Consider the following 23102-nt stretch of genomic DNA (forward strand, 5'->3'; position numbering starts at 1 on the left):
GCGGGCCGAGGTCGCCTCCCTGTCGGTGTGTCACGCGGAGCCGCGGCCGCGGCCGCGCGGCTCAGGGACGACGACGTCGTCGCCCAGGTGCGCCTCGTCCCGGAGCGGCGAGGCGTGGAAGGGGCGGCCGGAGCTGAGGTCCTCGGGGCGGCGGCCCGGTGCCTCCACCGCGAACGGGTGGCCGGCCTCCGTGAGCATCCGCGTGCGCTCGGCCGTCAGCGGCTCCCCGGAGACGACCGCGGCGCACACGAGCGCGGCGAGCTGCTGGTCCCGCTCCTCCTGACGCTCCGCCATCTCGAGCACGCGGGTGTGGCGGGTGGCCAGCTGGATCTCCGCGGAGGCGTCCACGCCGACGGCGACCTGGCGGGCGCGCAGCCGCTCCGCGTCGTACGCGGCCCCCGCCACGAGGACCATGCAGGCGGCCCAGGCGAGGCCGAGCACGCCGATCACGGAGTTGATCCGGCCCACGAGCTCGAACTGGCCGAAGGTGGCCGTGATCCAGCCGAGGGCGAGGGTGGCGCCGAAGAGCAGGCAGACCGTGATCACCGCGCCGGAGGAGAAGGGACGGTAGCGCGGGGAGCGGACGTTGGGGCCGAGCCGGTAGGCGAGGGTGACGGCCAGGGCCAGGATCGCGAGGATGACCGGCCACTTCCCGATGTTCCAGACCTGCACGGCCACCCGCGGCAGGCCGATGAGCTCCCCGAGGAGCTCGGCGAGGTCTCCGCCCAGGATCACGAGGCCGACGACCACGACGGTGCCGGCCAGGACCGCGAGGGTCTCGAGGAAGATGACGAGCCGGAAATGGGGGAGGAGGCGACCCTCCCGGGTGTCGTGGATGCGGTGCATCGCGCGGTGGAAGGCGGCCACGGCGCCGGACGCGGAGAAGACCGCGCCGAGCAGGCCCAGCGTGAAGGCGACGACGCTCGTGTTCGAGGCGTGGAGGGAGAGGAGCCACGCCCGCACGTCCTCCTGCGTGAGGGTGGGCCACAGGTCGGCCGCGAGCGTCGCGACGGTGCGCACGGTCTCCTCCTCCACGCCCAGCACCGACACGAGGGCGAGGAGGGCGACGCCCATGGGGAGCAGGGACAGCGCGCCGAAGAAGCTCATGGCGGCGGCCACGTCCCACACCTGGAGATCCATGAGGCGGTGGAAGGTGCGGCGGATGACGTAGAGGAGGGAGAGCCGCGGGTGCTCGTACGTGCGGGGATCGCGGAGCGCTGCGGTGGAGCCGGCCATGGGGTCAACGGTAGTGGGCGCCGGCGGGAATACAGCCTGGCCGCCCAGGGTTGAGTTGATTAGACTCAATTTTGCCGGGGCGGTGGATCAGGCCTCCGCGCGGCGGTTGCCCAGACACCCCCGTCGTCGGGGAGGAAAGGAGCGAGGCACATGGATGCCAAGTTCACCACGAAGAGCCAGGAGGCGCTCTCGGCCGCGGCCATGAACGCCTCCACCGCCGGAAATCCGCAGGTGGAGCCGGCCCATCTCCTCAAGGCCCTCATGGACCAGCGGGAGTCCGTCGCCGTCGCGGTGCTGAAGGCCGCGGGCGCGGACCCGGACGTCGTCTCCACGGCCGCGTCCTCCGCCATCCGCCGCCTGCCCTCCTCCAAGGGCTCCACCGTGGCGCAGGCACAGCTCTCCCGCGCCGGCCTGCAGGTGGTGCAGAACGCGCGCGCCGAGGCCGAGCAGCGTCAGGACGACTTCGTCTCCACCGAGCACCTGCTCCTCGGCCTGGCCGGGGACGCGGGCGAGGCCGGGGAGGCACTGCGCTCCGCCGGCGCCACCGCCGAGGCGCTCGCGGCTGCCCTCACCGCCGTCCGCGGGGACACCCGCGTGACCTCCCCGGATCCGGAGAACACCTTCCAGTCGCTGGAGAAGTTCGGCACGGACCTCACCGAGGTCGCCCGCTCGGGCAAGCTCGACCCCGTGATCGGCCGCGACTCGGAGATCCGCCGCCTCGTGCAGGTGCTCTCGCGCCGCACCAAGAACAACCCCGTGCTCATCGGCGAGCCGGGCGTCGGCAAGACCGCCGTCGTCGAGGGCCTGGCCCAGCGCATGGTGGCGGGCGACGTGCCCGAGTCGCTGCGCGGCAAGCAGCTCATCAGCCTGGACCTCGGCGCGATGATCGCGGGCGCGAAGTACCGCGGCGAGTTCGAGGAGCGGCTCAAGGCGGTGCTCGAGGAGATCAAGGCGTCGGACGGCCAGGTGGTCACGTTCATCGACGAGATCCACACCGTGGTGGGAGCGGGTGCCTCCGAGGGCGCCATGGACGCGGGCAACATGCTCAAGCCCATGCTGGCCCGCGGCGAGCTGCGCCTCATCGGCGCCACCACGCTGGACGAGTACCGCGAGAACATCGAGAAGGACCCCGCGCTGGAGCGCCGCTTCCAGCAGGTGTACGTGGGCGAGCCGTCCGTGGACGACTCGATCGCGATCCTGCGCGGCCTGAAGGAGCGCTACGAGGCGCACCACAAGGTGGCCATCGCGGACTCGGCGCTCGTGGCCGCCGCGACCCTCTCGGACCGCTACATCACGGGCCGCCAGCTGCCGGACAAGGCCATCGACCTCGTGGACGAGGCCGCCTCGCGCCTGCGCATGGAGATCGACTCGGCCCCCGTGGAGATCGACGTCCTGCGCCGCCAGGTGGACCGCATCACCATGGAGGAGCTCGCCCTCGACGGCGAGACCGATCCGGGCTCGGTGGAGCGCCTCGAGGGGCTGCGCGCCGAGAAGGCGGACCGCGAGGAGGAGCTGCGCGCCCTCACCGCCCGGTGGGAGGCCGAGAAGGCCTCGCTCAACGAGGCCGGCGACCTGCGCGCCAAGGTGGACGAGCTGCGCTCGCTCGCCGAGAAGGCCCAGCGCGACGGCGACCTCGCCGAGGCCTCGCGCCTGCTGTACGGCGAGATCCCGGCGCTGGAGAAGCAGCTCGAGGAGGCCGACCGCCGCGCCGAGGAGGCACCCGAGGACGAGGTCTCGCCGATGGTGTCCGAGCAGGTCACCGCGGACGACATCGCCGAGGTCATCTCCGCGTGGACCGGCATCCCCGCCGGGCGCATGCTGGCCTCCGAGTCGGAGAAGCTGCTCACCATGGAGGAGCACCTCGGGGAGCGGCTGATCGGGCAGAGGGCCGCCGTCGTCGCCGTCTCGGATGCGGTGCGCCGTGCCCGCGCCGGCATCTCGGACCCCAACCGCCCCACCGGCTCGTTCCTCTTCCTGGGCCCCACGGGCGTGGGCAAGACCGAGCTCGCCAAGGCGCTCGCGGAGTTCCTCTTCGACGACGAGCGCGCCATGGTGCGCATCGACATGTCCGAGTACTCGGAGAAGCACGCCGTGTCCCGCCTGGTCGGCGCCCCTCCCGGGTACGTCGGCTACGACGAGGGCGGCCAGCTCACCGAGGCCGTGCGGCGGCGCCCGTACTCCGTGGTGCTGCTGGACGAGGTGGAGAAGGCCCATCCCGAGGTCTTCGACATCCTGCTCCAGGTGCTCGACGACGGCCGCCTCACCGACGGCCAGGGCCGCACCGTGGACTTCCGCAACGTGATCCTGATCCTCACGTCCAACCTGGGCAGCCAGTTCCTGGTGGACCCGTCGATGCAGGAGCAGGCCCGCAAGGACGCCGTGATGAACGTGGTCCGCGGGGCGTTCAAGCCGGAGTTCCTCAACCGGCTGGACGAGGTCGTCCTGTTCGACGCGCTCGGCGTGGCCGAGCTCGCGAAGATCGTGGACCTGCAGGTGGACGCGATGCAGGAGCGGCTCACCGGCCGCCGCCTGAGCCTCGAGGTCACGGACGCGGCCCGCGAGTGGCTTGCCCTGACCGGGTTCGACCCGGCGTACGGCGCCCGCCCGCTGCGCCGTCTCGTGCAGCGGGAGATCGGCGACCGGCTGGCCCGCGGCCTGCTGGGCGGCACGATCGCGGACGGCGACACGGTGCTGGTGGACCGTGCCGAGGGCGCGGACGCCGACGGGCTGAGCGTGGAGGCGCGCCGGGGCTGAACGGGGCGCGGGCGGGAGCGTGGCCTCCCGCCCGGGCCCCGCGGGCGAGTGCCCGACGTCGAGGTGGTGTTGTACCCTTGACTGCACGAACCATTTATTGACCAGTGAGAACCCGGCCGGCCTCTGAGCGCCGTCAGACCCGGGCACGAGAGATGCGAAGGGGGTCACGCTCATGGGGCGCGGCCGTCAGAAGGCGAAAGCCACCAAGCAGGCACGTGAGATGAAGTACTACACGCCTGGCACAGACCTCTCGGCACTGGAGCGGGAGCTCGCGGGCGGACGTACGCACGTCACTCCCGTCGCGCAGCCCGAGCCGGAGACGGAGGGCGACGACCTCTACGAGGATCCCTACGCCGACCTCTACGCCGACGAGGACGAGGACGACGCATCGCGCGTGCGATGACGTCACGATGACACCGGTGAGGCATCCCGCGCTCGACGGGCATCAGGCCGCGCTGCGGTCGATCGCCCGCGTCGTGGAGGACACCGCGCCACCGCAGGACCCCGAGACCGCGTCTCGGGGTCTTCTGCGCCTGCTGCAGACCACGACCCCGCCCGTCATCACGGGCGCGGGCGTCTCCACGGACTCGGGGATCCCCGACTACCGCGGGCCGAACGGCTCGCTCCACCGGCACCGCCCGATGACCTTCCAGGAGTTCCGGGACGACCCCGCGGCGCGCCACCGCTACTGGGCGCGCTCCTTCGTGGGCTGGCGCCGGATGGATCAGGCGCAGCCCAACGAGGCCCACCGGATCCTGGCGCGCTGGGCGCAGCAGGGGCGGATCGCGGGCATCCTCACGCAGAACGTGGACGGGCTGCATGCCGCCGCCGGCCGCGAGGCGGGCGTATCGGGGGAGCGGCTGATCGAGCTGCACGGCGACCTCGCGCGGGTGGCGTGCCTGACCTGCGGCGCCACCGAGTCCCGCCGCGCGCTGGATGTGCGGCTCGAGGCCGCGAATCCCGGCTACCTGGAGCGGGTGGCGATCGACCCGGCCGCGGTGAACCCGGACGGCGACGTGACGCTGGACGCCCGGTGGGTGGACGAGTTCGTGATGGTCGGCTGCCGGGCGTGCGGCTCCGTGGAGCTCAAGCCGGACGTCGTCTACTTCGGGGAGAACGTGCCCGTGGACCGCAGGCGAGCGGCCGAGGAGATGGCCGACGCCGGCGGCGCGGTGCTCGCCGTCGGGACGTCCCTGGCGGTGATGAGCGGGTTCCGGTTCGTGCTGCGCGCCGAGCGTGCGGGGCACGAGGTGGGGCTGATCAACCGCGGGCCGACCCGCGCGGACGCCAAGGCGCAGTGGCGCTGGCGCGAGGGCGTGGCCGAGGCGCTGGCCTGGCTCGACGCCCGCCTCTGACCCGTCCGCCGGAGACGACACCCCTGAGACGAGCCCTGCGAGTAGCCTGACGGGCATGGACACCCGCGCCGCCGCCCCCCGCACCTCCCGGACCCTCTCGCGCTCCGTGGGCGGGCCCGTCTGGGCGCGGGCGCTGATCTTCGCGATCCCGGCGATCTGGCTCGGCCTGCTCACCGGCATCTCGCTGATCGAGGCGCCGTTGAAGTTCACCGCCCCGGGCATCACCATCCCGCTGGGCCTCGGCATCGGGCGCCGCGTGTTCTTCGCGATGAACATGGTGGAGATCGCACTCGCGGCCGTGCTCGTGCTCTCCCTCGTCAAGGCCCTCGGGCGGCCGCGCGGCATCACGGCCGGGCCCGGCCGGCTGTGGCTCGCAGGCCTCGCGGCCACGGCGCTGCTCGCGATCAAGGTGATCGCCATCCGCCCGTTCCTCAACCGCCGCACGGACATGGTCCTCGCCGGCATCGACGACGGCGGATCGCTCTGGCACTACGCCTACGTCGCCGTGGACGGGATGCTCATCCTCACCGTCATCGCGATGATCGTGCTCGCGGCGCGCCACCTCCTGGCCCGGACGGACTGAGCCCCACACCCGGACGAGCCCTGCGTGGTCGCTGCTGTCTCACCGGGACAGCGGCACCGACGCAGGGCTCGTTGCGTGGGGCTGTGGGAATCAGCCCGCGTAGGCGCCGCGCATCAGGACCGCGCCGCCGTCGACGCCCTTGGCGCCCTGCACGTAGTCCTCGCCGGCGGCCTGCGCCTCGTCCGTGATCCGGCCGATCCGGCCCATCTCCCACGCGTCGATCCCGGCGTCCAGCAGGGCGGAGATCGCCTTGCTGGCCACCTCCTCGTCCACCACGGCCACCATGCCCACACCGAGGTTGAGCGTGCGCTCGAGGTCCGCCTGGGGCACCCGGCCCAGCTCGCCCACGAGGCGGAACACGGGGGGCAGCGCCCACGTGTCGCGCTCCACGGTGGCCATGAGGCCCTGGGGGAGCACCCGCGCGAGGTTGGCCGCGAGGCCGCCGCCGGTCACGTGGCTGAAGGCGCGCACGGGGAGGTCGGCGCCGCCGTCGTGCCCGTTGAGGCGGGTCACGAGGTCCAGGCACGCCCGGGTGTAGATGCGGGTGGGCTCGAGGAGCTCCTCGCCGAGGGTGCGGCCGAGCTCGGAGACCTCGCGGTCCAGCTGCCAGCCGGCCGCGTTCACCACGCGCCGCACCAGGGAGTAGCCGTTGGAGTGGATGCCGGAGGAGGCCATGGCGATCACCACGTCCCCGGACTGCACGCGCTCGGGGCCGAGCACCATGTCGGCCTCGACCACGCCGGTGGCCGCGCCGGCCACGTCGTACTCGTCCACGCCCAGCAGGCCGGGGTGCTCGGCGGTCTCGCCGCCCACGAGGGCGGTGCCGGCCAGGCGGCAGCCCTCGGCGATGCCGCGCACGATGGCGGCGATGCGCTCCGGGACGACCTTGCCACACGCGATGTAGTCGGTCATGAACAGGGGGGTCGCGCCGACCACCACGATGTCGTCCACCACCATGCCCACGAGGTCCTGGCCGATGGTGTCGTGCTTGTCCAGCGCCTGCGCGATGGCCACCTTGGTGCCCACGCCGTCGGTGGAGGTCGCCAGCAGCGGCCTCCGGTACGAGGTGAGCGCGGAGGCGTCCCACATGCCCGCGAAGCCGCCTACCCCGCCGAGCACCTCGCGGGTGTGGGTCGCCTTCACGGCGTCCTTCATGAGCTCGACGGCGCGGTCGCCCGCCTCCACGTCGACGCCGGCGGCGGCGTAGGTGAGGGGGGCGTCGTCCTGTGCGGGGGTGGCGGGGTTCTGGGCGTCGGTCACAGCGGGGTCCTGTCCGTCTCGGTGAGGAGGGCTTCGTCGTCGGAGTCGGGGCCGGGCTCGCACCCGGTGGAGGCCACGGTGGTGGTGCCGGAGCCGTCCGCGTCCACCACCTCGGTGGCCTCGGCGGTGATCGGGCTGGACTCGAGCACGGCCTTGCCGCGCTCCTTCTCGTCCGCCAGGTCGATGGGGTAGACGCCGGTGAAGCACGCCGTGCACAGGCGCTCCCGCGGCTGTTCGGTGGCGGCGATCATGCCGTCCTCGCTGATGTAGGAGAGCGAGTCCGCGCCGATCGACGAGGCGATCTCCGCCACGCCCGCGCCGTTGGCGATCAGCTCGGCGCGCGTGGCGAAGTCGATGCCGTAGAAGCACGGCCACTTCACGGGCGGGGAGGAGATCTTCACGTGCACCTCGGCGGCGCCGGCCTCCTTGAGCATACGGACCACGGCGCGCTGCGTGTTGCCGCGCACGATCGAGTCGTCCACCACCACCACGCGCTTGCCCGAGACCACGGAGGACTGCACGTTGAGCTTGAGGCGGATGCCGAGCTGCCGCAGCGTCTGCGACGGCTGGATGAACGTGCGGCCCACGTAGGCGTTCTTCACGAAGCCCTGCCGGAAAGGGATCCCGGACGCCTCCGCGTAGCCCACGGCGGCCGGCGTGCCGGACTCCGGCACGGGGATCACGACGTCGGCCTCCACCGGGTGCTCGAGGGCCAGCCGGCGGCCCATCTCCACGCGGGACTCGTACACGGAGCGGCCGTTGATCGCAGCGTCCGGGCGGGCGAGGTAGACGTACTCGAAGACGCAGCCGGCCGGGGTGGGGTCGGCGAAGCGGGTGGAGCGGATGCCGTCCGCGTCGATGGCGATCATCTCGCCCGGCTCCACCTCACGGATGAAGGAGGCGCCCACGGTGGCCAGGGCGGACTGCTCGGAGGCCACGACCCAGCCGCGCTCGAGGCGGCCGAGCACGAGCGGGCGGACGCCGTGCGGGTCGCGCGCGGCGTAGAGGGTGTGCTCGTCCATGAACACGAAGCAGTAGGCGCCGCGGATCTTCGGGAGCAGCCCGAGGGCGGTCTCCTCGAGGCTCTTGCCCTCCTCGCCGTGCAGCAGCGCGGTCACCAGGGCGGTGTCCGTGGTGTTGCCCTGCTTCATCTCGCCGTGGGTGTGCCGGCCCTCCGCGGCCTGGACCATGCGCAGCAGCTCGGCGGAGTTCACGAGGTTGCCGTTGTGCGCCAGGGCCACGGTGCCGTCGTCGGCGGTGGCCCCAAGGGTGGGCTGGGCGTTGGCCCACTTGTTCACGCCGGTGGTGGAGTAGCGGCAGTGGCCCACGGCCATCGAGCCGGTCAGCGCCGTGAGCGTGTTCTCGTCGAACACCTGGGACACCAGGCCCATGTCCTTGTACACGGCGATGCGTTTGCCGTCCGAGACGGCGATGCCGGCGGACTCCTGGCCGCGGTGCTGCAGCGCGTAGAGGCCGTAGTAGGTCAGCTTCGCGACCTCCTCGCCCGGCGCCCAGACGCCGAACACGCCGCATTCGTCCTGGGGGCCGGCGTCCTGGGGGTCGAGGGCGGCCGTGAGGCGGCCGTCGCCACGCTTCGTGCGTGCGGAGATCACTGCTGGGGGGTCCTTTCGGCGGGGGCGGCCGGGTCCTCGGGGAGGGAGGTGCCGGATTCGCGACGACGGAGCGCGTCCGCCTCGAGGCGGTTCAGGCTGACGTCCGCCTGCGCGGGGTCGTCCGTGCGCTCGAGCACCACGGTGCGGACGGTGGTGCGCGAACGGCGGTCCATCAGCAGCCACGCCAGCAGACCGAGCAGCGCCGCCGCCACGAGGCACGCGAGCGCCATGTAGCCGAAGGTGGTGCCGAACGTCACGGGCTGGCCCGAGTACGGGTCCGCCACGGGGGTGGGGGAGGCGTGCACGACAGCCGTGATCGCGAGGGCGGCCAGCAGGCCCAGCACGCCGGCCAGGGTGAGCACCGCGGCCAGGCGGGGGGCGCGGCGGACGACGTACGGGTGCCGGTCGGAGGCCCCCGCGTGGGCGCGCGGGGAGACGGGGGTTGGCTCGGAGCCGGATGTCATGCGGGCCAGTCTATCGAGCGGGCGGACGCCCCAGGACCCGGGTTCCGCGCCCCGGTGCCGGGGCTGGAACGGTCAGCCGCGCAGGGCGTCCGCCGGACGCTGCCGACTGGCCACCCATGCCGGGTACAGGGCGCTCACGACGCCGGCCGCCAACCCGAGGGCGAGCGACAGCGGCACCGCGGTGGTCGGCAGGACGGCGGCCCAGCCCCGTGCGTGGGCGACGGCGAGGACCGCGGTCGTCCCGGCCGCCGCGCCCACGGCCCCGCCGGCCAGGCCGATGAGGGCGCCCTCGAGCAGGAACAGCCGCGCGATCAGCGCCCGCCCGGAACCGATGGCTCGGCGCAGCGCGATCTCCGCGGTGCGGGACTGAACGGAGAGGTACGTGGCGGTGGACGCGCTGATCACCGCGAGGGCCAGCAGCACGGCGGAGAGGACGCCGACGAACGCGCCGAGGTCGTCCGAGACGCCGGCACGCAGATTCCGCAGGTCCGCCACGGTCCGCGTCGTCACCCGGCCGGGGTTGGCCGGGTCGATCACGAGCGGGGCCGCCTGCGACACGGGGTAGGGGAACCCGGTCTCGGTGCGGACGGTCAGCGTGAGCGAGGGCTGCCGGGCACCGGCCATCACGGGTCGGGTCACGAACACGGCGGTGCCGAGCTGCGGCGTCCGCTCGGACACCCGCACCAGGCCGAGGACGGGCACGGACTGCCCTTCCACCCAGATCCGGTATCCGGGGGAGAGGACGCCTGAGTCCGGCGCGGGCAGGTGGAGGGCGCGGGCGGCGTCCGGGGTCACCCAGGCGGCGCGCTCGGCCGCGGAGCCGAGGACCGCCTCCGACGCGGCGGGGAAGCGCAGGTCCGCGGCGGCCGCGTAGGACGCCGACGCCGACGCCAGCGTCAGCGCGGCCGCGGGCTCGGGCTCGTCCGGGGCGGACCGGGTGATCCGCGCGTCGGCAGGGCTGATCTCGGCCAGGTGCCCGGCCGCCTGCACGTGGGGGAGCGCGGCCAGGTCGGTGCTCCAGCGGGCGAGGCGGTCATCGTCGGGGTCGAGCAGACCGTCGTCGGCGGGGAGGTTCACCACCACCTCGTCCAGCGCGGCGGCCGTGAGTCGTGCGCTGACCTGGGCCGTGGCCGTCTGCGAGAGGCCCACGGAGGCGACCAGTCCGCCGATGCCCACGGCGAAGGCGGCCATGAGCAGCACCGTGCGCAGGAAGCGGGAGGAGAGCGAGGAGAGGGCGTCGACCGCGTCGTCCAGCAGGGCCGAGGCCCGGTGACCGGACGCGGGCGGCGACGGCGGCCGCGCCTCCTTGGCCGCGACGCCCAGCGCCCCTGCCCCCGCGGTGGCGGAGGGCGTGGGTGCGGGCCGCGATTCGGTGAGCACGCCGTCCTCGATGCGCACGTGCCGGTCGGCCTGGGCGGCGATCGCCGGGTCGTGGGTGATGAGCAGGACGGTGGCGCCGCGGGCGTGCAGCTCGCGCAGGTGCTCGATCACGATGCGACTGTTCGTCGAGTCCAGGTTGCCGGTGGGCTCGTCCGCGAGGATGACGCGCGGGCGGGTCGCCACGGCGCGGGCGATGGCCAGACGCTGGCGCTCGCCGCCGGAGAGCAGCTTCGCGCGGGTGCCCAGGCGGTGGCCGAGGCCCAGGAGGTCGAGGGCCTCGCCCGCCCGGACGTCCCGTTCGTCCCACGGGACGCGCTGGATGCGCAGGCCGAGGGCGGCGTTGGTGCTCACGGTCTCGTCCCCGAGCACGTGGCTGGACTGGAAGACGAAGCCGAACACGCGCGAGCGCAGCCGGTCCCGCTCGGCCTCGCCCATGGCCGTGGTGTCCTTGCCGTCCACGAGGTAGGCGCCGGCGTCCGGGCGGTCCAGCAGACCGAGGACGTTCAGAAGGGTGGACTTGCCGGAACCGGAGGGGCCCACGATGGCGATGAAGTCGCCCTCGTGGACGGTGAGGTCCACCCCGTCCAGTGCGGGACGGCCCGCGCCGGCGAAGTGCTTTCCCACGCCGCGCAGTTCGAGCAGGGCTGGGGGAGCGTCGGAACGGCGGCCCGGATCGGCGGCGGCGTGCGGGACCGTGCTCACGAGACCTTCACCCGGTCGCCGGCCTCGAGCTCGCCGGTGACCGCCGCGTAGCCGCCACCCGTGACCCCGACGGTCACGGGGACGCGCCGTTCGTCGGGCTGGGCAGAGGCGCCGGCACCGGAGCCCGTGGCTGTCGCGGCGTCGTCGCGGACGATCACGTAGGCGTCGGAGCCCATCCCGCGGACGGCGGTGAGGGGCACGGCGAGGCCGGGTTCCGCCGTCGCCTCGGGTGCGGTGCTGACGGAGACGGACTGGCCCACCGGCGGCACCTCCGCGCCCTCACCGAGGGCGACCGTGATCGTGTGGCCGGCGCGGCCCTCACCCTGGGCGGCCTGGAAGTCGCCGATGGCGGCGACCGTGCCCTTGAGGGCGGCGCTCCCGGCGGCCACCCGCACGGGCTGGCCCTTGCGCAGCGCGGCGGCCTGCGCGACGTCGGCGGTGAACTGCACGCTCGGGGGGCTGGTCTGCAGGCGCAGCAACGGCTGGTCGTCGGTGAGGGTGGCGCCGTAGCCGGCGGCGGAGGTGACCTGCGTGCCGCCCGAGCCCAGCGGGATGAACTGGCGCCACCCCACGGAGACCGGGGTGTCCTGGGGCAACGGGGCCCCAAGCTCCTGGAAGAGCTCGCGCAGGGCTCGCGCGGTGCGGGCGTCGAGGACGCCGTCCTTCCCGGTCGGGTGGCCCACCTTCTCCAGCGCGCGCTGGAGGGAGGACACGTCCTCGCCCGTGTCACCTTCGGTAAGGTCCCGGTAGAGGGCGAGAGGCTCGGGCAGGAACACGTAGGTGACGCCGGAGACCTCGCCGGCCACGTCCCCGGGCCGCACCGTCTGCCCAGGCTTGACGGTCTGGCGCAGCACGACGGCCGGCCCCTCCGCCGTGACGGCCACGCTGCGGGTCTTCCCCTCGGCGACGGTCCCGGCGAAGGACGCGCTCGTGTCCACGACGCGCTGCTCGACGGCGGCCCACACGTCGATCGGCTGGGACACCGCGGCGGGGTCCGCCGTCCGGGGTGGCTGGAAGAAGCGGCCGGCCACGAACGACGCGGCGAGGAGCGCCAGGACGAGCAGGCCGACGACGGCGAGACGGCCGGGGTGGGCCAGGCGGCGCCCGGCCCGGTGAGGCGCGGCCGGGTTCACTGGTGGCTCGCGAGGTAGGCGCGGGCGGCGTCGACGTACTTCTGATTGTCGGCCTTCTCCTGGGTGAGCTGGGCCTCTTTGCCCTTGATCAGCGCGGCCTGGAAGCCGGCCTCAAGGTCCCCGAGCTTTTGGGTGAGCTGCGTCTGCTCGTTGCAGGAGGCTTCGATGACGGCGATTCGGACCTCCTCTCGCTTGTCGGCGGGAGAGGGATTCTCAGGATCTGCGGTGGTCAGGATTCCCAGGCCCTGCTCGCTCGACCATGCGTTGTCGTCGGTTCGAGGTGTGAGACCGCGTGCGGTGAGACAGTCGTGCCACTGCTTCCGTGCCTCTTTCCATTCGGGGGTGGCGCTGGCCAGAGCGAACGCGTCGTCACGGATGTCCATGGCAGTTGTTCGTTCCGTCTCGGGCGGAGTGATGGATGCGAGATCGCGGCTGACCGTCTCGCGGCACGCGTCGTAGGCGGCATTGAACGCGGGGTCCGACTCCGCATTCCAGTGACCGCCGAGCGGGGGCGCGTCAGTGGGGGTCGGGGACGGCATGCTGTAACCGTTCTGTGCCGCGTGCTCTGCATTCCAGAGTCCGTATGGCCGTTCTTCGGCAGGGCCCGAGGAGGTGGTGGGCGGAAGACCGTTCACTCCCTTGGCGTTCAGGCATGTGCGCATGACCACGTGTCTTGCCTGGTCGATGGTCCGCTCGCTGTCGTGGTCGAGCGAATAGTCGTCGACGGGGAGGGCCACCTGCATCGCGTCGCGATCGAGGCGGGCTGTCGCCGAAATGTCCGGCGTGACGTCCGGGGCGCCCGACTGGGCGCACGCGCTGGCGCTGAGGGCGATACCCATGAGGACAGCGAGGACGAGAGGGCGGGGAACAGGGTGCACGATGGGGCTCCGAGATGAAGAATGAAGTAGGAGCGCAAGAGGTACCTGCACCCCTCTGACCGAGGGAGTGCAGGTACTGTCCCGCGGAGGTCAGACCCGCTGCCAGCTGCTGATCCGGTCGTTCCAGGTCAGTCCGATCCGAATCGTGTAGACCCGGAGATCGGACCAGTCATCCGTGGTGGTGAAGCTCCGGCCCAGGTAGCCTGCATCCTCCCAAAAGCGGGTCTTCGAACCGTACGTCTTGACCGACGAGATCTGGTCATTCAGGGAGCCGACATTGGGCAACGAGTTGCCACCGATGGATCGTCCAGCATAGCCAGTGTGCTCCCAGCCGGTGGCGGCCTGGGCGGGCGCAGCCAACGATCCGGCGAGAGCGAGCCCGGCGAAGGCGGTGGAGGCACGTTTCAGAGCCGTGCGCATCAGGCACATCCTTGGTGTGACGCCCCGGCGGGGGCGATACGAGTGAGGGTGCGAACGCTTTCAGGCCCCCCCCGCCTGGAATTGCGGAACAGCTGAGGTGAACCTACGCGACTACTGGGAGTGCCACAACTGTACCTTTGTGCAGGTTGTGGACCTCGAAAGTGACCCAGATCACAATGAGGTCGCTTGAGCGGCTCACAGTCGACGAGCACCCGAGCGGCTGGGAATCCGCCGCGTCCACCCCTCGTTCACGGCCGCACGAGCGGCAGGTGCGCGCCGAGGTCGGCCCGCACGCCCGAGGCGCGCACGCCGCCGGCCGTCGTCGCCTCATCCCAGGACGTCAGCCCCGTCGCCAGGGACAGCCATGTCACGGCGTCCATCTCCACCACGTTGGGCGGGGTGCCCCGGGTGTGCCGGGGCCCGGGGAGGCACTGGGCGACGCCGAAGGGCGGCACGCGCACCTCCACCGAGTTCCCGGGCACGCGCGTGGCGAGCTCCTCCAGGGCGAAGCGGACCGCCATGGCGCGCGTCGAGCGCGGGAGGGCGGCCGCGGCGGCGGGGTCCTCGTCGTGCGCGCGGGCCCACGCGGTGAGCGCCGCGTGGCCCTCGACGACGGGCACGCGGCGGCGGGGGACGGAGCCGGCGGTCATCAGTCGAGCAGCTCGAGCACGGGCCGGGCCAGGCGGATGGAGCCGACCTGCTTCCCGCCGCCCTCGATCGGCGGCACGACGCGGGGCAGCACCGCGGTGAGGCGCTCGTGGTCCACGTGCTCGGGGGCGACGTGCGCCAGCAGGGCCAGCGCGACGAGCGTGCCAGCGCGGTCGCCGCCGTCGAGTGCCTTGACGGCCGCGGCGGTGCCGTCCGGGGCGCCCATCACGAGGACGCCGTCCGCACCGAGCTTGGCGATCAGTCCGAGCTCCTCCATGACCACGGTGTTCGCCCGGCCCGGCGCCTGCACGGCCCACGGGTGCTCGAGCATCGCGTTCGCCACGGAGGCCGCGTGCATCTCGGCGTCGCGGCGGCCGGGGGCGCCGGCCACCTTCCCGATGCCGCGTGCCAGCCCTGCCAGGGACACGACCGCGGCCGGGGCGCCGCATCCGTCCACGCCCACGTGGGCCACGGGCTCGCCGCAGTACTCCTCGATGACCCTGGTGACCTCCGCCTGGAGGGGGTGGTCCAGCTCGAGGTACGTGCCGACGTCGTGCCCCGAGGCGACGCACGCCGAGAGGAAGCCGGCGTGCTTGCCCGAGCAGTTGTAGGCCAGCGGTGTCTTGGCCGCGCGATGCTCCACGTCCGCCACCGCGCGCAGGATCTCGTCCGCGTCGGCCGGCCATGCCGGCGGGCACTGCAGGGCGTCCTCGCCCAGTCCGGCGGCCTCGAGCACGCCCTGCGCGACGTCCCGGTGGCGGGCGGTGCCGCGGTGCGAGCCGCACGCCAGGGCCAGCTGCTCGCCCTCCAGGTCCGCGCCGTGGCGCAGCGAGGCGATGGCCTGGAACGGCTTGAGCGTGGACCGCGGGTAGATCAGCGCGTCCACGGGGCCGAGCGCGGCGAGCACCTCGCCGTCCGGGCCGGTCACGACGGCGGCGCCGGCCGTGCGGGACTCCACGAACCCGTTGCGGGTGACGTGGACGAGCTCGACGGCGTCGGCGAGGGCGAAGGTCTGACCGGCGGGGGCGGCGGGGGTCTGGGTCATGGCCCCACCCTAGCGACGGCCCCGGACGTGGGAGGCGTCCGGGGCATGCGTCGAGGGAGAGGAGGGTCAGTCCTGCAGCCGCCCGTCCACCATGGTCAGCGTCCGGTCCGTCGCCGAGAGGAACTCGTGGTCGTGCGTGACCATGAGGGTGGCCACGCCCTCGTCCCGGGTCAGCTCTCCGAGGAGGGCGACGACGGCGGCCGAGCGCTCGCGATCCAGCGCGGACGTGGGCTCGTCCACGAGCAGCAGGGCGGGGGAGGCCATGAGGGCACGGACGATGTTCACGCGCTGGCGCTGGCCGCCCGAGAGCTGGTGCGGGCGCTGGTCCGCCTGGCCGGCCAGGTCCACGCGTTCGAGCAGCTCCATGGCCCGGGACCGTGCGGCCTTCTTGTCCGCCCGCGTGGCGTCCTCGTCCAGGTGCACGGTCAGCTCGAGCTGCTCGCGGGCCGTGAGCGAGGCGATCAGGTTGGGCTGCTGGAAGATCATCCCGATCTCCTTGCCGCGCAGGGCGGTGCGCTCGGCGCGGGTCAGGCCCGTGATCTCACGGCCGGCCACGGTCACGGTGCCCGACGTCGGCGTGATGAGGCCTGCGGCCACGGCCAGGAGGGAGGACTTGCCGGAGCCGGACGGGCCGACCATCGCGGTGTAGGAGCCGGGGAGGAGGTCGAGGGACACGCCGTCGAGGGCGCGCAGCACGCCGTTGTCCCCGTCCGGGTACTCGAGGACGGCGTCCCGCACGGAGAGCGCGGGGGTGGCCCCGGGACGGGCGGCCGCGGCGGCGGGGGTGCGCAGGGCATCGAGGTCGGCGGAGCTCGCATCGGCGGCGGTGAGACGGAGGTCGGTGGCGGCGGTGCTCATGAGGGGGTCCTTCCGGGCAGGTGTGTGGGGGAGCGGGCGGCGGTGGCGGGGCGTGGCTCAGTTGCCGCCGAGCGCGGTGAGCGGGTCCACGCGGGTCACGCGGGCCACGGCCAGCGCGGCGCCGAGCATGCCGAGCACGAGGACGCCGGCCGCGGGGACCAGGACGGTGGCGGGGTCCACGATGAACGGCGCGACGTTCGCCGCCACGAGGCCGAGGCCGAACGCGGCCGCGGTGCCGAGGAGCACGCCCACGGAGAGGACGAAGGCCGCCTGGGTGAGCGCGTCGCGCAGGACCCATCCCGTGGAGCCGCCGAGGGCCTTGAGGACGGCGATCTCGCGGGTGCGCTGCACCGTCCAGATGGAGAGGAACGCGATGACCACGAGGGCCGAGATGCCGTAGAGGAAGCCCTGCATCAGCACGAGCGAGCCGTGCTCGGACGTGTAGGCCGGCAGGGCGTTGTAGGAGCCCTGCACGGTGGCGGCGGTGGTGTGGGCGGCGTCGTCGGCCGCGGTGGTCACCGCGTCGGCGTCCGCGCCGGCGTCGAACGAGGCCAGGCCCACGGTGCCGATCACGTCGGCGTCGTCCGAGTGGGCCAGGGCGGCCCAGTCGCGCGTGGTCACCCACGCCACGGGGGTGTGGGAGTAGTAGGAGTCCGCGACGACGTCGACCACGGTGAGCGGCACGCCCGAGGAGGTGATGGTGCCGCCCTCGCCCTGGTGCAGCTCATCGGCGAGGGACTGGGAGAGGACCACGGTGCCCTCGGCCAGGCCGGCGGGGGCGTGCGGGGAGCCGGCCTCGAGCCCGAGCAGGGAGGCCGACGCGACGCCGGTGGTCGGCACGCCGTCCGTGTCCACGCGGGTGACGCCGTCGGCCGGGGCGAGGGCGCCGGGCGCGGGCTCGACCGCGTGCTCGAGGCCCACGAGCCGGCCCTGGCTCACGCCGGCGGGCTCGACGGCGGCGACGCCGTCGGTGGCCGCCCACGCGTCCCGGTGGGCGGTGGTGAACTCGGACTGCGTGAAGTCAGCGGTGGGCTCCTGGCCTGAGGCGCCGCCGAACACGATCCGTTGCACGCCCTGCTCCTCGAACGAGTCCAGCGCGGCGGTGTTCTGGTGGGCGAGACCCCCGGTGAGGCCGGAGAGCATGACGAGGAGCAGGGAGATCAGCGCCACCACGCAGCCCATGAGGGCGAAGCGGCCGGTGGCGAAGCGCAGGTCTCGCAGGGCGAGGAACATGGTGCGCGTCCTTTCGATGAGGGGTGTCGCGCCGGGGAGGAGGAGGCGCCTCCCGCCCGGCTGGAACGTCTGTTCCAGCCTCCCGCCGGGACTCGGTCCGCACATCGACCGCCCCGGTTGATCCCGGGTCAACCCTTCGGTTGATCCCGTCCCCACCCCCTGCGGAACGAGGTGTCACGATGTGTGGGAATCCGCCTCGGATACCAACGTTTCGTGACACCTGCTTCGGGGGGCGGAGGGCGGGGGCCGGCGGCGTCCGCCGTAGGGTGGCGGCATGAGCAGCACCCCGCCTCCGACGACGACGTCCGCCCCCGTCGCCGAGGCCGGTGAGCCGTCGGGCACCGCGGCGGTGCTGGCGGGTCTGCGCGTGATCCTGCACGTGGCCTTCGCGGCCATGCTCGCCGTCGGGCTGGCCCGGGCGCTCGCGGGCGTGCGCGCGGCAGGCGCCGGCCAGACGCCCGGGCCGTTCACGACCGTCGTGCTGGTTGGCCTCTCCGTCGCGCTCGCCGCCGTGTACCTGGCCGGCACCGTGGTCGAGCGGCGGCGCTGGCGGCGTGGGGCCGACGTCGGCCGGGGCGCGGCGGCCGTGTGGCTCGCCGTCGTGCTCGGGCTGTGGGGTCTGCTCGTGGCGCACCACCCCGACGTCGCGTGGGTGGCGTTCCCGCTCTTCTTCGTGGTGCTGCACGTGGCCGGCCACGTCGCGGGACGGCACCGCCGCCTGGGCCGGGTGGCGGGCACCCTCCTCGTGCTCGCCATGGCCGGCGTCGTGGGGCTGGGCATGGCCGCGGCCGGCGAGGGGGTGCGGCCCGCCGCCGTGATCGGCCCCCTCGTGGGGGCGGTGGTCGCGCTCGTGCTCTCGGGGGCCTACCGCGCCCTGCTCGAGGAGTCCGAGCGGCAGCGCGCCGTGGCCGAGGCGCTGCGGGCGACACGCGCGGACCTCGCGGCGAGCCAGCGCTCGGCGGGTGCGCTCGCCGAGCGCGAGCGCCTGGCGCGGGACATCCACGACACGCTCACGCAGGGCCTCGCCTCGATCGTGCTCGTCTCCCGCGCGGCGCAGGACGCACTGCGGGACGGGGACGCAGCGCTCGCGGGGGAGCGGCTCGAGACCGTGCGCGCGACCGCCGCGGAGAGCCTCGCCGACTCCCGCGCGTTCGTGCGCGAGCTGCGCAGCGGGGCCACGGGCGCCGGGCTCGTGGAGTCCCTCGAGGCGGCGGTGCGGGCCTTCGCGGCGCAGCAGGCCGCGGCGGGGACGCCGGTGGCGGCGGACGTGGACGTCGTCGGGGAGGCCGTGCCCGTCCCGGAGGCCGTGGAGACCGCGCTGGTCCGGGCGGTGCGCGCGTCCTTGGCGAACGTCGGCCAGCACGCCGGCGCCGAGCGGGCGCGGGTGTCCGTCGCCTTCCTGCCGGGGGAGATCACGGTGGACGTGGCGGACGACGGCAGAGGCGTCGACCCCGCCGGGGTCGACGGGTATCGTGCGGGCGGCCCGCGGACGGACGCCCCGCGGACGGACGGCTCGACCGGCGTCGGGCTCGCCGGGGTGCGCGAGCGCATGGAACTGCTGGGCGGGGAGGCCGCGGTGGAGTCCGCGCCGGGGGAGGGCACCGTGGTCGCGCTGCGGGTGCCCCTGCCGCGGACGCCCAGCGGCCCGGCGCGCGAGGATGACCGGGGACCGAGCGTGGAGGACGCATGATCCGCGTGATGCTGGTGGACGACCACCCTGTGGTGCGCGCGGGCGTGCGCGCCGTGCTCGAGGGGCACGAGGACCTCGCGGTGGTGGCGGAGGCCGCCGACGGCGAGGAGGCGCTGCGCGTGCTCGAGCGGGCCGCCGCCGAGACCGAGTTCGAGGCGGTCGGGGCGGCCGGGCCCGGCGTCGACGTCCTGCTCATGGACCTGCAGATGGGCGCCGGCATGGACGGCGTGGCGGCGACGCGCGCGGTGCGGGGCCGGTTCCCGGGGCTGCCGGTGCTGATCCTCACCACGTTCGACGCGGACGCGGACATCCTCGCCGCCCTTGACGCCGGCGCGGCCGGCTACCTGCTCAAGGACGCCAGCAGCGAGGAGATCGCGGGCGCCGTGAGAACGGCGGCGGCGGGGCGGCGCGCGCTCGCCCCGGAGATCGCGGCGCGGCTCGTGGGCCGGGTGGCCGGGGACAGCGGGGCGCTGACGCCGCGCGAGATCGAGCTGCTCACGCTGATCGGCGGCGGTGCAACGAACCGGGCGGCGGCCAAGGCGCTGTTCATCTCCGAGGCCACCGTGAAGACGCACCTGGTGCACGCGTTCCAGAAGCTCGGCGTGGACAATCGGACGGCGGCGGTGGCCGAGGCGCGGCGACGGCGGGTCATCCGCTGAGGGGCGGACACCGCGGCGGGCCGGGACCTGCTGAAGAACGGGCGCGGCGGGCGGGTGCGGGGGCGGGCGCACCGGATGCGCCGCCGTCGTGCCTCAGCGGTTCCGCACGAACCGCGTGATGAGGGCGGCGGCCACGGTGGCCAGGGCGAGGATCACCGCGACCGTGCCCCAGCCGACCTCGCCCCGGCCGATCCCGAACAGGCGGAGGCTCCAGAAGCCGATGAGCGAGCATGTGAACAGGGTGGCCACGAAGATCCACGCCGTCCGCAGGCCGGGGCCTGGTCCGTCGGCGCGGCCGTGGTGGATGGGGGGCATCGTCATGGGGTCCACGGTAGGCGGCCCGCGCCCGGGGTGGCCAGGCGCCACCGCGTAGGCTGGAGCGCGTGAAGATCCTCGTGCTCGGCAACGGCGGCCGCGAACACGCGCTGCTCCGCGCCCTCTCCCGTGACCCCCAGGTCAGCGCCCTCCATGTGGCCCCCGGCAACGCCGGGATGACCGATGCCGCCACGCTCCACGCGGTGGATCCGACGGACGGCGCCGCCGTCGTCGCGCTCGCCCGCGAGCTGGACGCGGACCTCGTGATCGTCGGCCCCGAGGCCCCGCTCGCGGCCGGCGTCTCCGACGCGCTGCGCGCGGCCGGCGTCGCCGTCTTCGGCCCCTCGAAGGCCGCCGCCCAGCTCGAGGCGTCCAAGGCGTTCGCCAAGGAGGTCATGGCCGCCGCGTCCGTGCCGACCGCCGGGGCCCGCGTGTGCACCACCGCCGCCGAGGCCGAGGCCGCGCTGGACGCGTTCGGCGCTCCGCACGTGGTGAAGGACGACGGCCTGGCCGCCGGCAAGGGCGTGGTGGTCACCGAGGACCGCGCCGAGGCCCTGGCCCACGCCGAGGCGTGCTTCGCCGCGGGCGGCACCGTGGTGATCGAGGAGTACCTCGACGGCCCCGAGGTCTCCCTCTTCGTGGTGTGCGACGGCGAGGACGCGGTGCCGCTGAGCCCCGCGCAGGACTTCAAGCGCATCGACAACGGTGACGCCGGCCCGAACACCGGCGGCATGGGCGCCTACACGCCGCTGCCGTGGCTGCCCGAGCGATTCGCGGACGAGGTCATGGACCGCGTGGCCCGCCCGGTCCTCGCCGAGATGGCCCGCCGCGGGACCCCCTTCACGGGGGTGCTGTTCTGCGGCCTGGCCGTCACCGCGAAGGGCGTGCAGGTCATCGAGTTCAACGTGCGCTTCGGCGATCCGGAGACGCAGGCCGTGCTCGCCCGTCTCGAGACCCCGCTGGGCGGGCTGCTGGCCGACGCCGCCGCGGGTCGCCTCGGCGCGGACCGCGAGCTGGCCTGGAGCGCGGACACCGTGGTCGACGTGGTCATGGCCTCGGCCGGGTACCCCGCGAGCTCCTCGAAGGGGGACGTGATCGTGGGGATCGAGGATGCGCTCGGGCTCGACGGCGTGGACGTGCTGCACGCCGGGACGGCCGCGACCGAGGCCGGCGTGGTGACGAACGGCGGGCGCGTGCTGGCCGTCGTCGGGCGTGGGGCGGACCTCGTGGAGGGTCGCGAGCGGGCGTACGAGGGCGTGGAGCGGATCCGCTTCGAGGGCGCCCAGTGGCGCACCGACATCGCCGAGAAGGCCGAGCGCGGCGAGATCGCGGTGCCGGGTGCCGGCGCGGATCGCACGGCGGCGGGTGACGAGCGTGCGGCGGTGGGCGACGACGTCGTGGGCGCGGGGGGGCGCCGCGGCTTCGACGGCGCCGAGGCCCTCGAGCTGGAGGGCTGGCGCCACGTGTACTCCGGCAAGGTGCGTGACCTCTACGAGCCGGCTGACGCCGAGCCGGGACGCAGTGAGACGCTCCTGGTGGTGGCCTCGGACCGCATCAGCGCGTACGACCACGTGCTGGAGCCGCCGATCCCCGACAAGGGCGCGATCCTCACGCAGCTGACGCTGTGGTGGTTCGAGAGGCTCGCGGAGGGCTGCAACGGCGCGGCGGCGTCGCCGTTCGAGCACCACGTGGTCAGCACGGACGTCCCCGAGGCCGTGGCCGGCCGGGCCATGGTGGTCAAGCGGCTGGACATGTTCCCCGTGGAGTGCATCGCGCGCGGCTACCTCACCGGCTCGGGCCTGGCCGAGTACCGCGAGTCCGGGACCGTGACGGGACTGCCGCTGCCGTCCGGGCTCGTGGACGGCTCGCGGCTGGACCCCGCGATCTTCACGCCCTCCGCGAAGGCCGAGGTGGGCGAGCACGACGAGAACATCACGTTCGAGCAGATGGCGGAGCGGGTGGGCGACGAGGCCGCGGCGCGGCTGCGCCACCTCACGCTCGACCTCTACACGCGGGCCGAGGCGATCGCGCGGGAGGCCGGGATCATCCTCGCGGACACGAAGGTGGAGTTCGGCGTGGACCCGACGACCGGGCAGATCGTGCTGGGCGACGAGGTGCTGACTCCGGACTCCTCCCGCTTCTGGGACGCCGACGACGTCGAGCCCGGGCGCGCGCCGGCCAGCTTCGACAAGCAGTTCGTGCGCGACTGGCTGACGAGCGAGGCGTCCGGGTGGGACCGTGCCTCGGGTGAGGAGCCGCCGGCGCTGCCGGCCGACGTCGTGGCCAAGACCCGCGCGCGCTACGTGGAGGCGTACGAGAAGCTGACGGGCCGGACCTTCACCCCCTGACCCGTCCCACCCCCCCCGGCACTTTCGCTAGGGACATCGTCGTCTCCGTCCCAACTTCGTGGGATGGAGACGACGATGTCCCTAGCGAAAACAAGGAAGGGGGGCTGACGGCCGCGGCCTGCCGCTCCTGCACAGGGGCGGTCGTCGGGCGCGTCGTCCACGGATCGCGGCGCCGGCGCGCGGGGGAGACGTGGGCGCGGCCAGCATGCGGGGCATGGCACCCGTCGAGCCCGCGCCCCTCCCCGCTCCGCTTGCGCATTCCACGTTCCGGCTCACGGACCTGACCGCCGCGGGGTTCAGCGCCGAGCGAGCACGCCGCGCGGACCTCCGGTCGGTGACGCACGGTGTGCACCGCGCCACGGGCGCCGCCGTCGAGGACTGGCGGGCGCTCGGGCACGATGAGTTGAGTCCCGCATAGTGGTGTAGCGCCCGGTGGTCGGGCACGTCGTCTCAGACGTGGACGCGGCCACCGTGTGATCCTTCGAGTGAACCTCTCACAGCACCCTCGAATGGAGTCATCACGATGAC

At 73.9% G+C, this 23102-nt stretch carries 21 protein-coding genes; 8 read left to right on the forward strand and 13 right to left on the reverse strand.

Annotated features, from left to right (window positions below; translation table 11 throughout):
* Positions 1-30 precede the first annotated feature (30 nt).
* Positions 31-1236 (reverse strand): YihY/virulence factor BrkB family protein, encoded by a 1206-nt coding sequence (locus KZX60_RS05790; RefSeq protein WP_248116353.1) that lies wholly within the window; start codon positions 1234-1236, stop codon positions 31-33.
* 150 nt (positions 1237-1386) lie between these two features.
* Between KZX60_RS05790 and clpB the strand changes: the two genes are divergently transcribed.
* The 4 genes from clpB to KZX60_RS05810 all read left to right on the forward strand — a co-directional run bounded on the left by clpB (position 1387) and on the right by KZX60_RS05810 (position 5928).
* Complete coding sequence (gene clpB / locus KZX60_RS05795) at positions 1387-3990, forward strand: ATP-dependent chaperone ClpB (RefSeq protein WP_248116355.1); 2604 nt, start codon at positions 1387-1389, stop codon at positions 3988-3990.
* A 172-nt stretch (positions 3991-4162) separates the two neighbouring features.
* A complete protein-coding gene (locus KZX60_RS05800) occupies positions 4163-4393 on the forward strand; it encodes a DUF3073 domain-containing protein (protein ID WP_248116357.1) in 231 nt (76 codons plus the stop codon).
* Between the two features lie 7 nt (positions 4394-4400).
* Complete coding sequence (locus KZX60_RS05805) at positions 4401-5345, forward strand: Sir2 family NAD-dependent protein deacetylase (protein WP_248116359.1); 945 nt, start codon at positions 4401-4403, stop codon at positions 5343-5345.
* Positions 5346-5400: 55 nt separating this feature from the next.
* Entirely contained in the window at positions 5401-5928 is a 528-nt protein-coding gene (locus tag KZX60_RS05810; RefSeq protein WP_248116361.1) for a hypothetical protein, read from the forward strand.
* Between the two features lie 90 nt (positions 5929-6018).
* Here the strand turns inward: KZX60_RS05810 and purM are convergent, their stop codons facing one another.
* The 11 genes from purM to KZX60_RS05865 form a co-directional block, all read right to left on the reverse strand.
* Positions 6019-7188, reverse strand: coding sequence for a phosphoribosylformylglycinamidine cyclo-ligase (gene purM, locus KZX60_RS05815; protein ID WP_248116363.1), 1170 nt, complete (start codon positions 7186-7188; stop codon positions 6019-6021).
* Complete coding sequence (gene purF / locus KZX60_RS05820) at positions 7185-8801, reverse strand: amidophosphoribosyltransferase (RefSeq protein WP_248116365.1); 1617 nt, start codon at positions 8799-8801, stop codon at positions 7185-7187. Before purF ends, purM begins: the two co-directional genes overlap by 4 nt.
* Positions 8798-9265, reverse strand: a complete 468-nt coding sequence (locus tag KZX60_RS05825; protein ID WP_248116367.1) for a hypothetical protein — start codon at positions 9263-9265, stop codon at positions 8798-8800. The genes purF and KZX60_RS05825 overlap by 4 nt, the downstream gene beginning before the upstream one ends.
* Before the next feature lie 72 nt (positions 9266-9337).
* Positions 9338-11347 carry an ABC transporter ATP-binding protein/permease gene (locus KZX60_RS05830; RefSeq protein ID WP_248116369.1) on the reverse strand — a complete coding sequence of 670 codons (2010 nt, stop codon included), beginning with the start codon at positions 11345-11347 and terminating at the stop codon, positions 9338-9340.
* On the reverse strand, positions 11344-12480 hold the full coding sequence (locus tag KZX60_RS05835) for a hypothetical protein (RefSeq protein ID WP_248116371.1): 1137 nt from the start codon (positions 12478-12480) through the stop codon (positions 11344-11346). The genes KZX60_RS05830 and KZX60_RS05835 overlap by 4 nt, the downstream gene beginning before the upstream one ends.
* Complete coding sequence (locus tag KZX60_RS05840) at positions 12477-13319, reverse strand: hypothetical protein (RefSeq protein ID WP_248116373.1); 843 nt, start codon at positions 13317-13319, stop codon at positions 12477-12479. The genes KZX60_RS05835 and KZX60_RS05840 overlap by 4 nt, the downstream gene beginning before the upstream one ends.
* 129 nt (positions 13320-13448) lie before the next feature.
* Positions 13449-13778, reverse strand: coding sequence for a hypothetical protein (locus tag KZX60_RS05845; protein ID WP_248116375.1), 330 nt, complete (start codon positions 13776-13778; stop codon positions 13449-13451).
* Positions 13779-14026: 248 nt separating this feature from the next.
* Positions 14027-14428 carry a sterol carrier family protein gene (locus KZX60_RS05850; protein ID WP_248116377.1) on the reverse strand — a complete coding sequence of 134 codons (402 nt, stop codon included), beginning with the start codon at positions 14426-14428 and terminating at the stop codon, positions 14027-14029.
* A complete protein-coding gene (locus KZX60_RS05855; protein WP_248116379.1) occupies positions 14428-15471 on the reverse strand; it encodes an asparaginase in 1044 nt (347 codons plus the stop codon). The genes KZX60_RS05850 and KZX60_RS05855 overlap by 1 nt, the downstream gene beginning before the upstream one ends.
* A 66-nt stretch (positions 15472-15537) precedes the next feature.
* A complete protein-coding gene (locus KZX60_RS05860) occupies positions 15538-16329 on the reverse strand; it encodes an ABC transporter ATP-binding protein (RefSeq protein WP_248116381.1) in 792 nt (263 codons plus the stop codon).
* A 57-nt stretch (positions 16330-16386) separates the two neighbouring features.
* Positions 16387-17562, reverse strand: coding sequence for an ABC transporter permease (locus KZX60_RS05865; RefSeq protein ID WP_248116383.1), 1176 nt, complete (start codon positions 17560-17562; stop codon positions 16387-16389).
* A 274-nt stretch (positions 17563-17836) separates the two neighbouring features.
* Here KZX60_RS05865 and KZX60_RS05870 point away from each other — a divergent pair, with 274 nt between their 5' ends.
* A complete protein-coding gene (locus KZX60_RS05870) occupies positions 17837-19252 on the forward strand; it encodes a sensor histidine kinase (protein ID WP_248116385.1) in 1416 nt (471 codons plus the stop codon).
* Positions 19249-19911, forward strand: a complete 663-nt coding sequence (locus KZX60_RS05875; protein WP_248116387.1) for a response regulator transcription factor — start codon at positions 19249-19251, stop codon at positions 19909-19911. The genes KZX60_RS05870 and KZX60_RS05875 overlap by 4 nt, the downstream gene beginning before the upstream one ends.
* Before the next feature lie 93 nt (positions 19912-20004).
* On the opposite strand, the gene KZX60_RS05880 is transcribed toward KZX60_RS05875, so the two are convergent.
* Positions 20005-20232, reverse strand: coding sequence for a hypothetical protein (locus KZX60_RS05880; protein ID WP_248116389.1), 228 nt, complete (start codon positions 20230-20232; stop codon positions 20005-20007).
* A gap of 62 nt (positions 20233-20294) precedes the next feature.
* Between KZX60_RS05880 and purD the strand changes: the two genes are divergently transcribed.
* Together purD and KZX60_RS05890 are read left to right on the forward strand one after the other, a co-directional pair.
* Positions 20295-22574: a phosphoribosylamine--glycine ligase gene (gene purD / locus KZX60_RS05885; RefSeq protein ID WP_248116391.1), complete on the forward strand. Its 2280-nt coding sequence runs from the start codon at positions 20295-20297 to the stop codon at positions 22572-22574.
* 214 nt (positions 22575-22788) lie between these two features.
* Positions 22789-22992, forward strand: coding sequence for a hypothetical protein (locus KZX60_RS05890; RefSeq protein WP_248116393.1), 204 nt, complete (start codon positions 22789-22791; stop codon positions 22990-22992).
* Positions 22993-23102: the final 110 nt, after the last annotated feature.

This window comes from Micrococcus sp. EYE_212, assembly GCF_023147585.1.
GTDB lineage: Bacteria > Actinomycetota > Actinomycetes > Actinomycetales > Micrococcaceae > Micrococcus.

Excerpts from the sequence above, each read along its gene's own strand:
- clpB (WP_248116355.1), top strand. The coding sequence starts at position 1,387 with ATGGATGCCAAGTTCACCACGAAGAGCCAGGAGGCGCTCTCGGCCGCG.
- KZX60_RS05790 (WP_248116353.1), bottom strand. The coding sequence starts at position 1,236 with ATGGCCGGCTCCACCGCAGCGCTCCGCGATCCCCGCACGTACGAGCAC.
- KZX60_RS05870 (WP_248116385.1), top strand. The coding sequence starts at position 17,837 with ATGAGCAGCACCCCGCCTCCGACGACGACGTCCGCCCCCGTCGCCGAG.
- KZX60_RS05825 (WP_248116367.1), bottom strand. The coding sequence starts at position 9,265 with ATGACATCCGGCTCCGAGCCAACCCCCGTCTCCCCGCGCGCCCACGCG.
- KZX60_RS05845 (WP_248116375.1), bottom strand. The coding sequence starts at position 13,778 with ATGCGCACGGCTCTGAAACGTGCCTCCACCGCCTTCGCCGGGCTCGCT.
- KZX60_RS05800 (WP_248116357.1), top strand. The coding sequence starts at position 4,163 with ATGGGGCGCGGCCGTCAGAAGGCGAAAGCCACCAAGCAGGCACGTGAG.
- KZX60_RS05865 (WP_248116383.1), bottom strand. The coding sequence starts at position 17,562 with ATGTTCCTCGCCCTGCGAGACCTGCGCTTCGCCACCGGCCGCTTCGCC.
- KZX60_RS05875 (WP_248116387.1), top strand. The coding sequence starts at position 19,249 with ATGATCCGCGTGATGCTGGTGGACGACCACCCTGTGGTGCGCGCGGGC.
- KZX60_RS05850 (WP_248116377.1), bottom strand. The coding sequence starts at position 14,428 with ATGACCGCCGGCTCCGTCCCCCGCCGCCGCGTGCCCGTCGTCGAGGGC.
- KZX60_RS05860 (WP_248116381.1), bottom strand. The coding sequence starts at position 16,329 with ATGAGCACCGCCGCCACCGACCTCCGTCTCACCGCCGCCGATGCGAGC.
- KZX60_RS05880 (WP_248116389.1), bottom strand. The coding sequence starts at position 20,232 with ATGACGATGCCCCCCATCCACCACGGCCGCGCCGACGGACCAGGCCCC.
- KZX60_RS05810 (WP_248116361.1), top strand. The coding sequence starts at position 5,401 with ATGGACACCCGCGCCGCCGCCCCCCGCACCTCCCGGACCCTCTCGCGC.
- KZX60_RS05890 (WP_248116393.1), top strand. The coding sequence starts at position 22,789 with ATGGCACCCGTCGAGCCCGCGCCCCTCCCCGCTCCGCTTGCGCATTCC.
- KZX60_RS05840 (WP_248116373.1), bottom strand. The coding sequence starts at position 13,319 with ATGGGTATCGCCCTCAGCGCCAGCGCGTGCGCCCAGTCGGGCGCCCCG.
- KZX60_RS05805 (WP_248116359.1), top strand. The coding sequence starts at position 4,401 with ATGACACCGGTGAGGCATCCCGCGCTCGACGGGCATCAGGCCGCGCTG.
- KZX60_RS05855 (WP_248116379.1), bottom strand. The coding sequence starts at position 15,471 with ATGACCCAGACCCCCGCCGCCCCCGCCGGTCAGACCTTCGCCCTCGCC.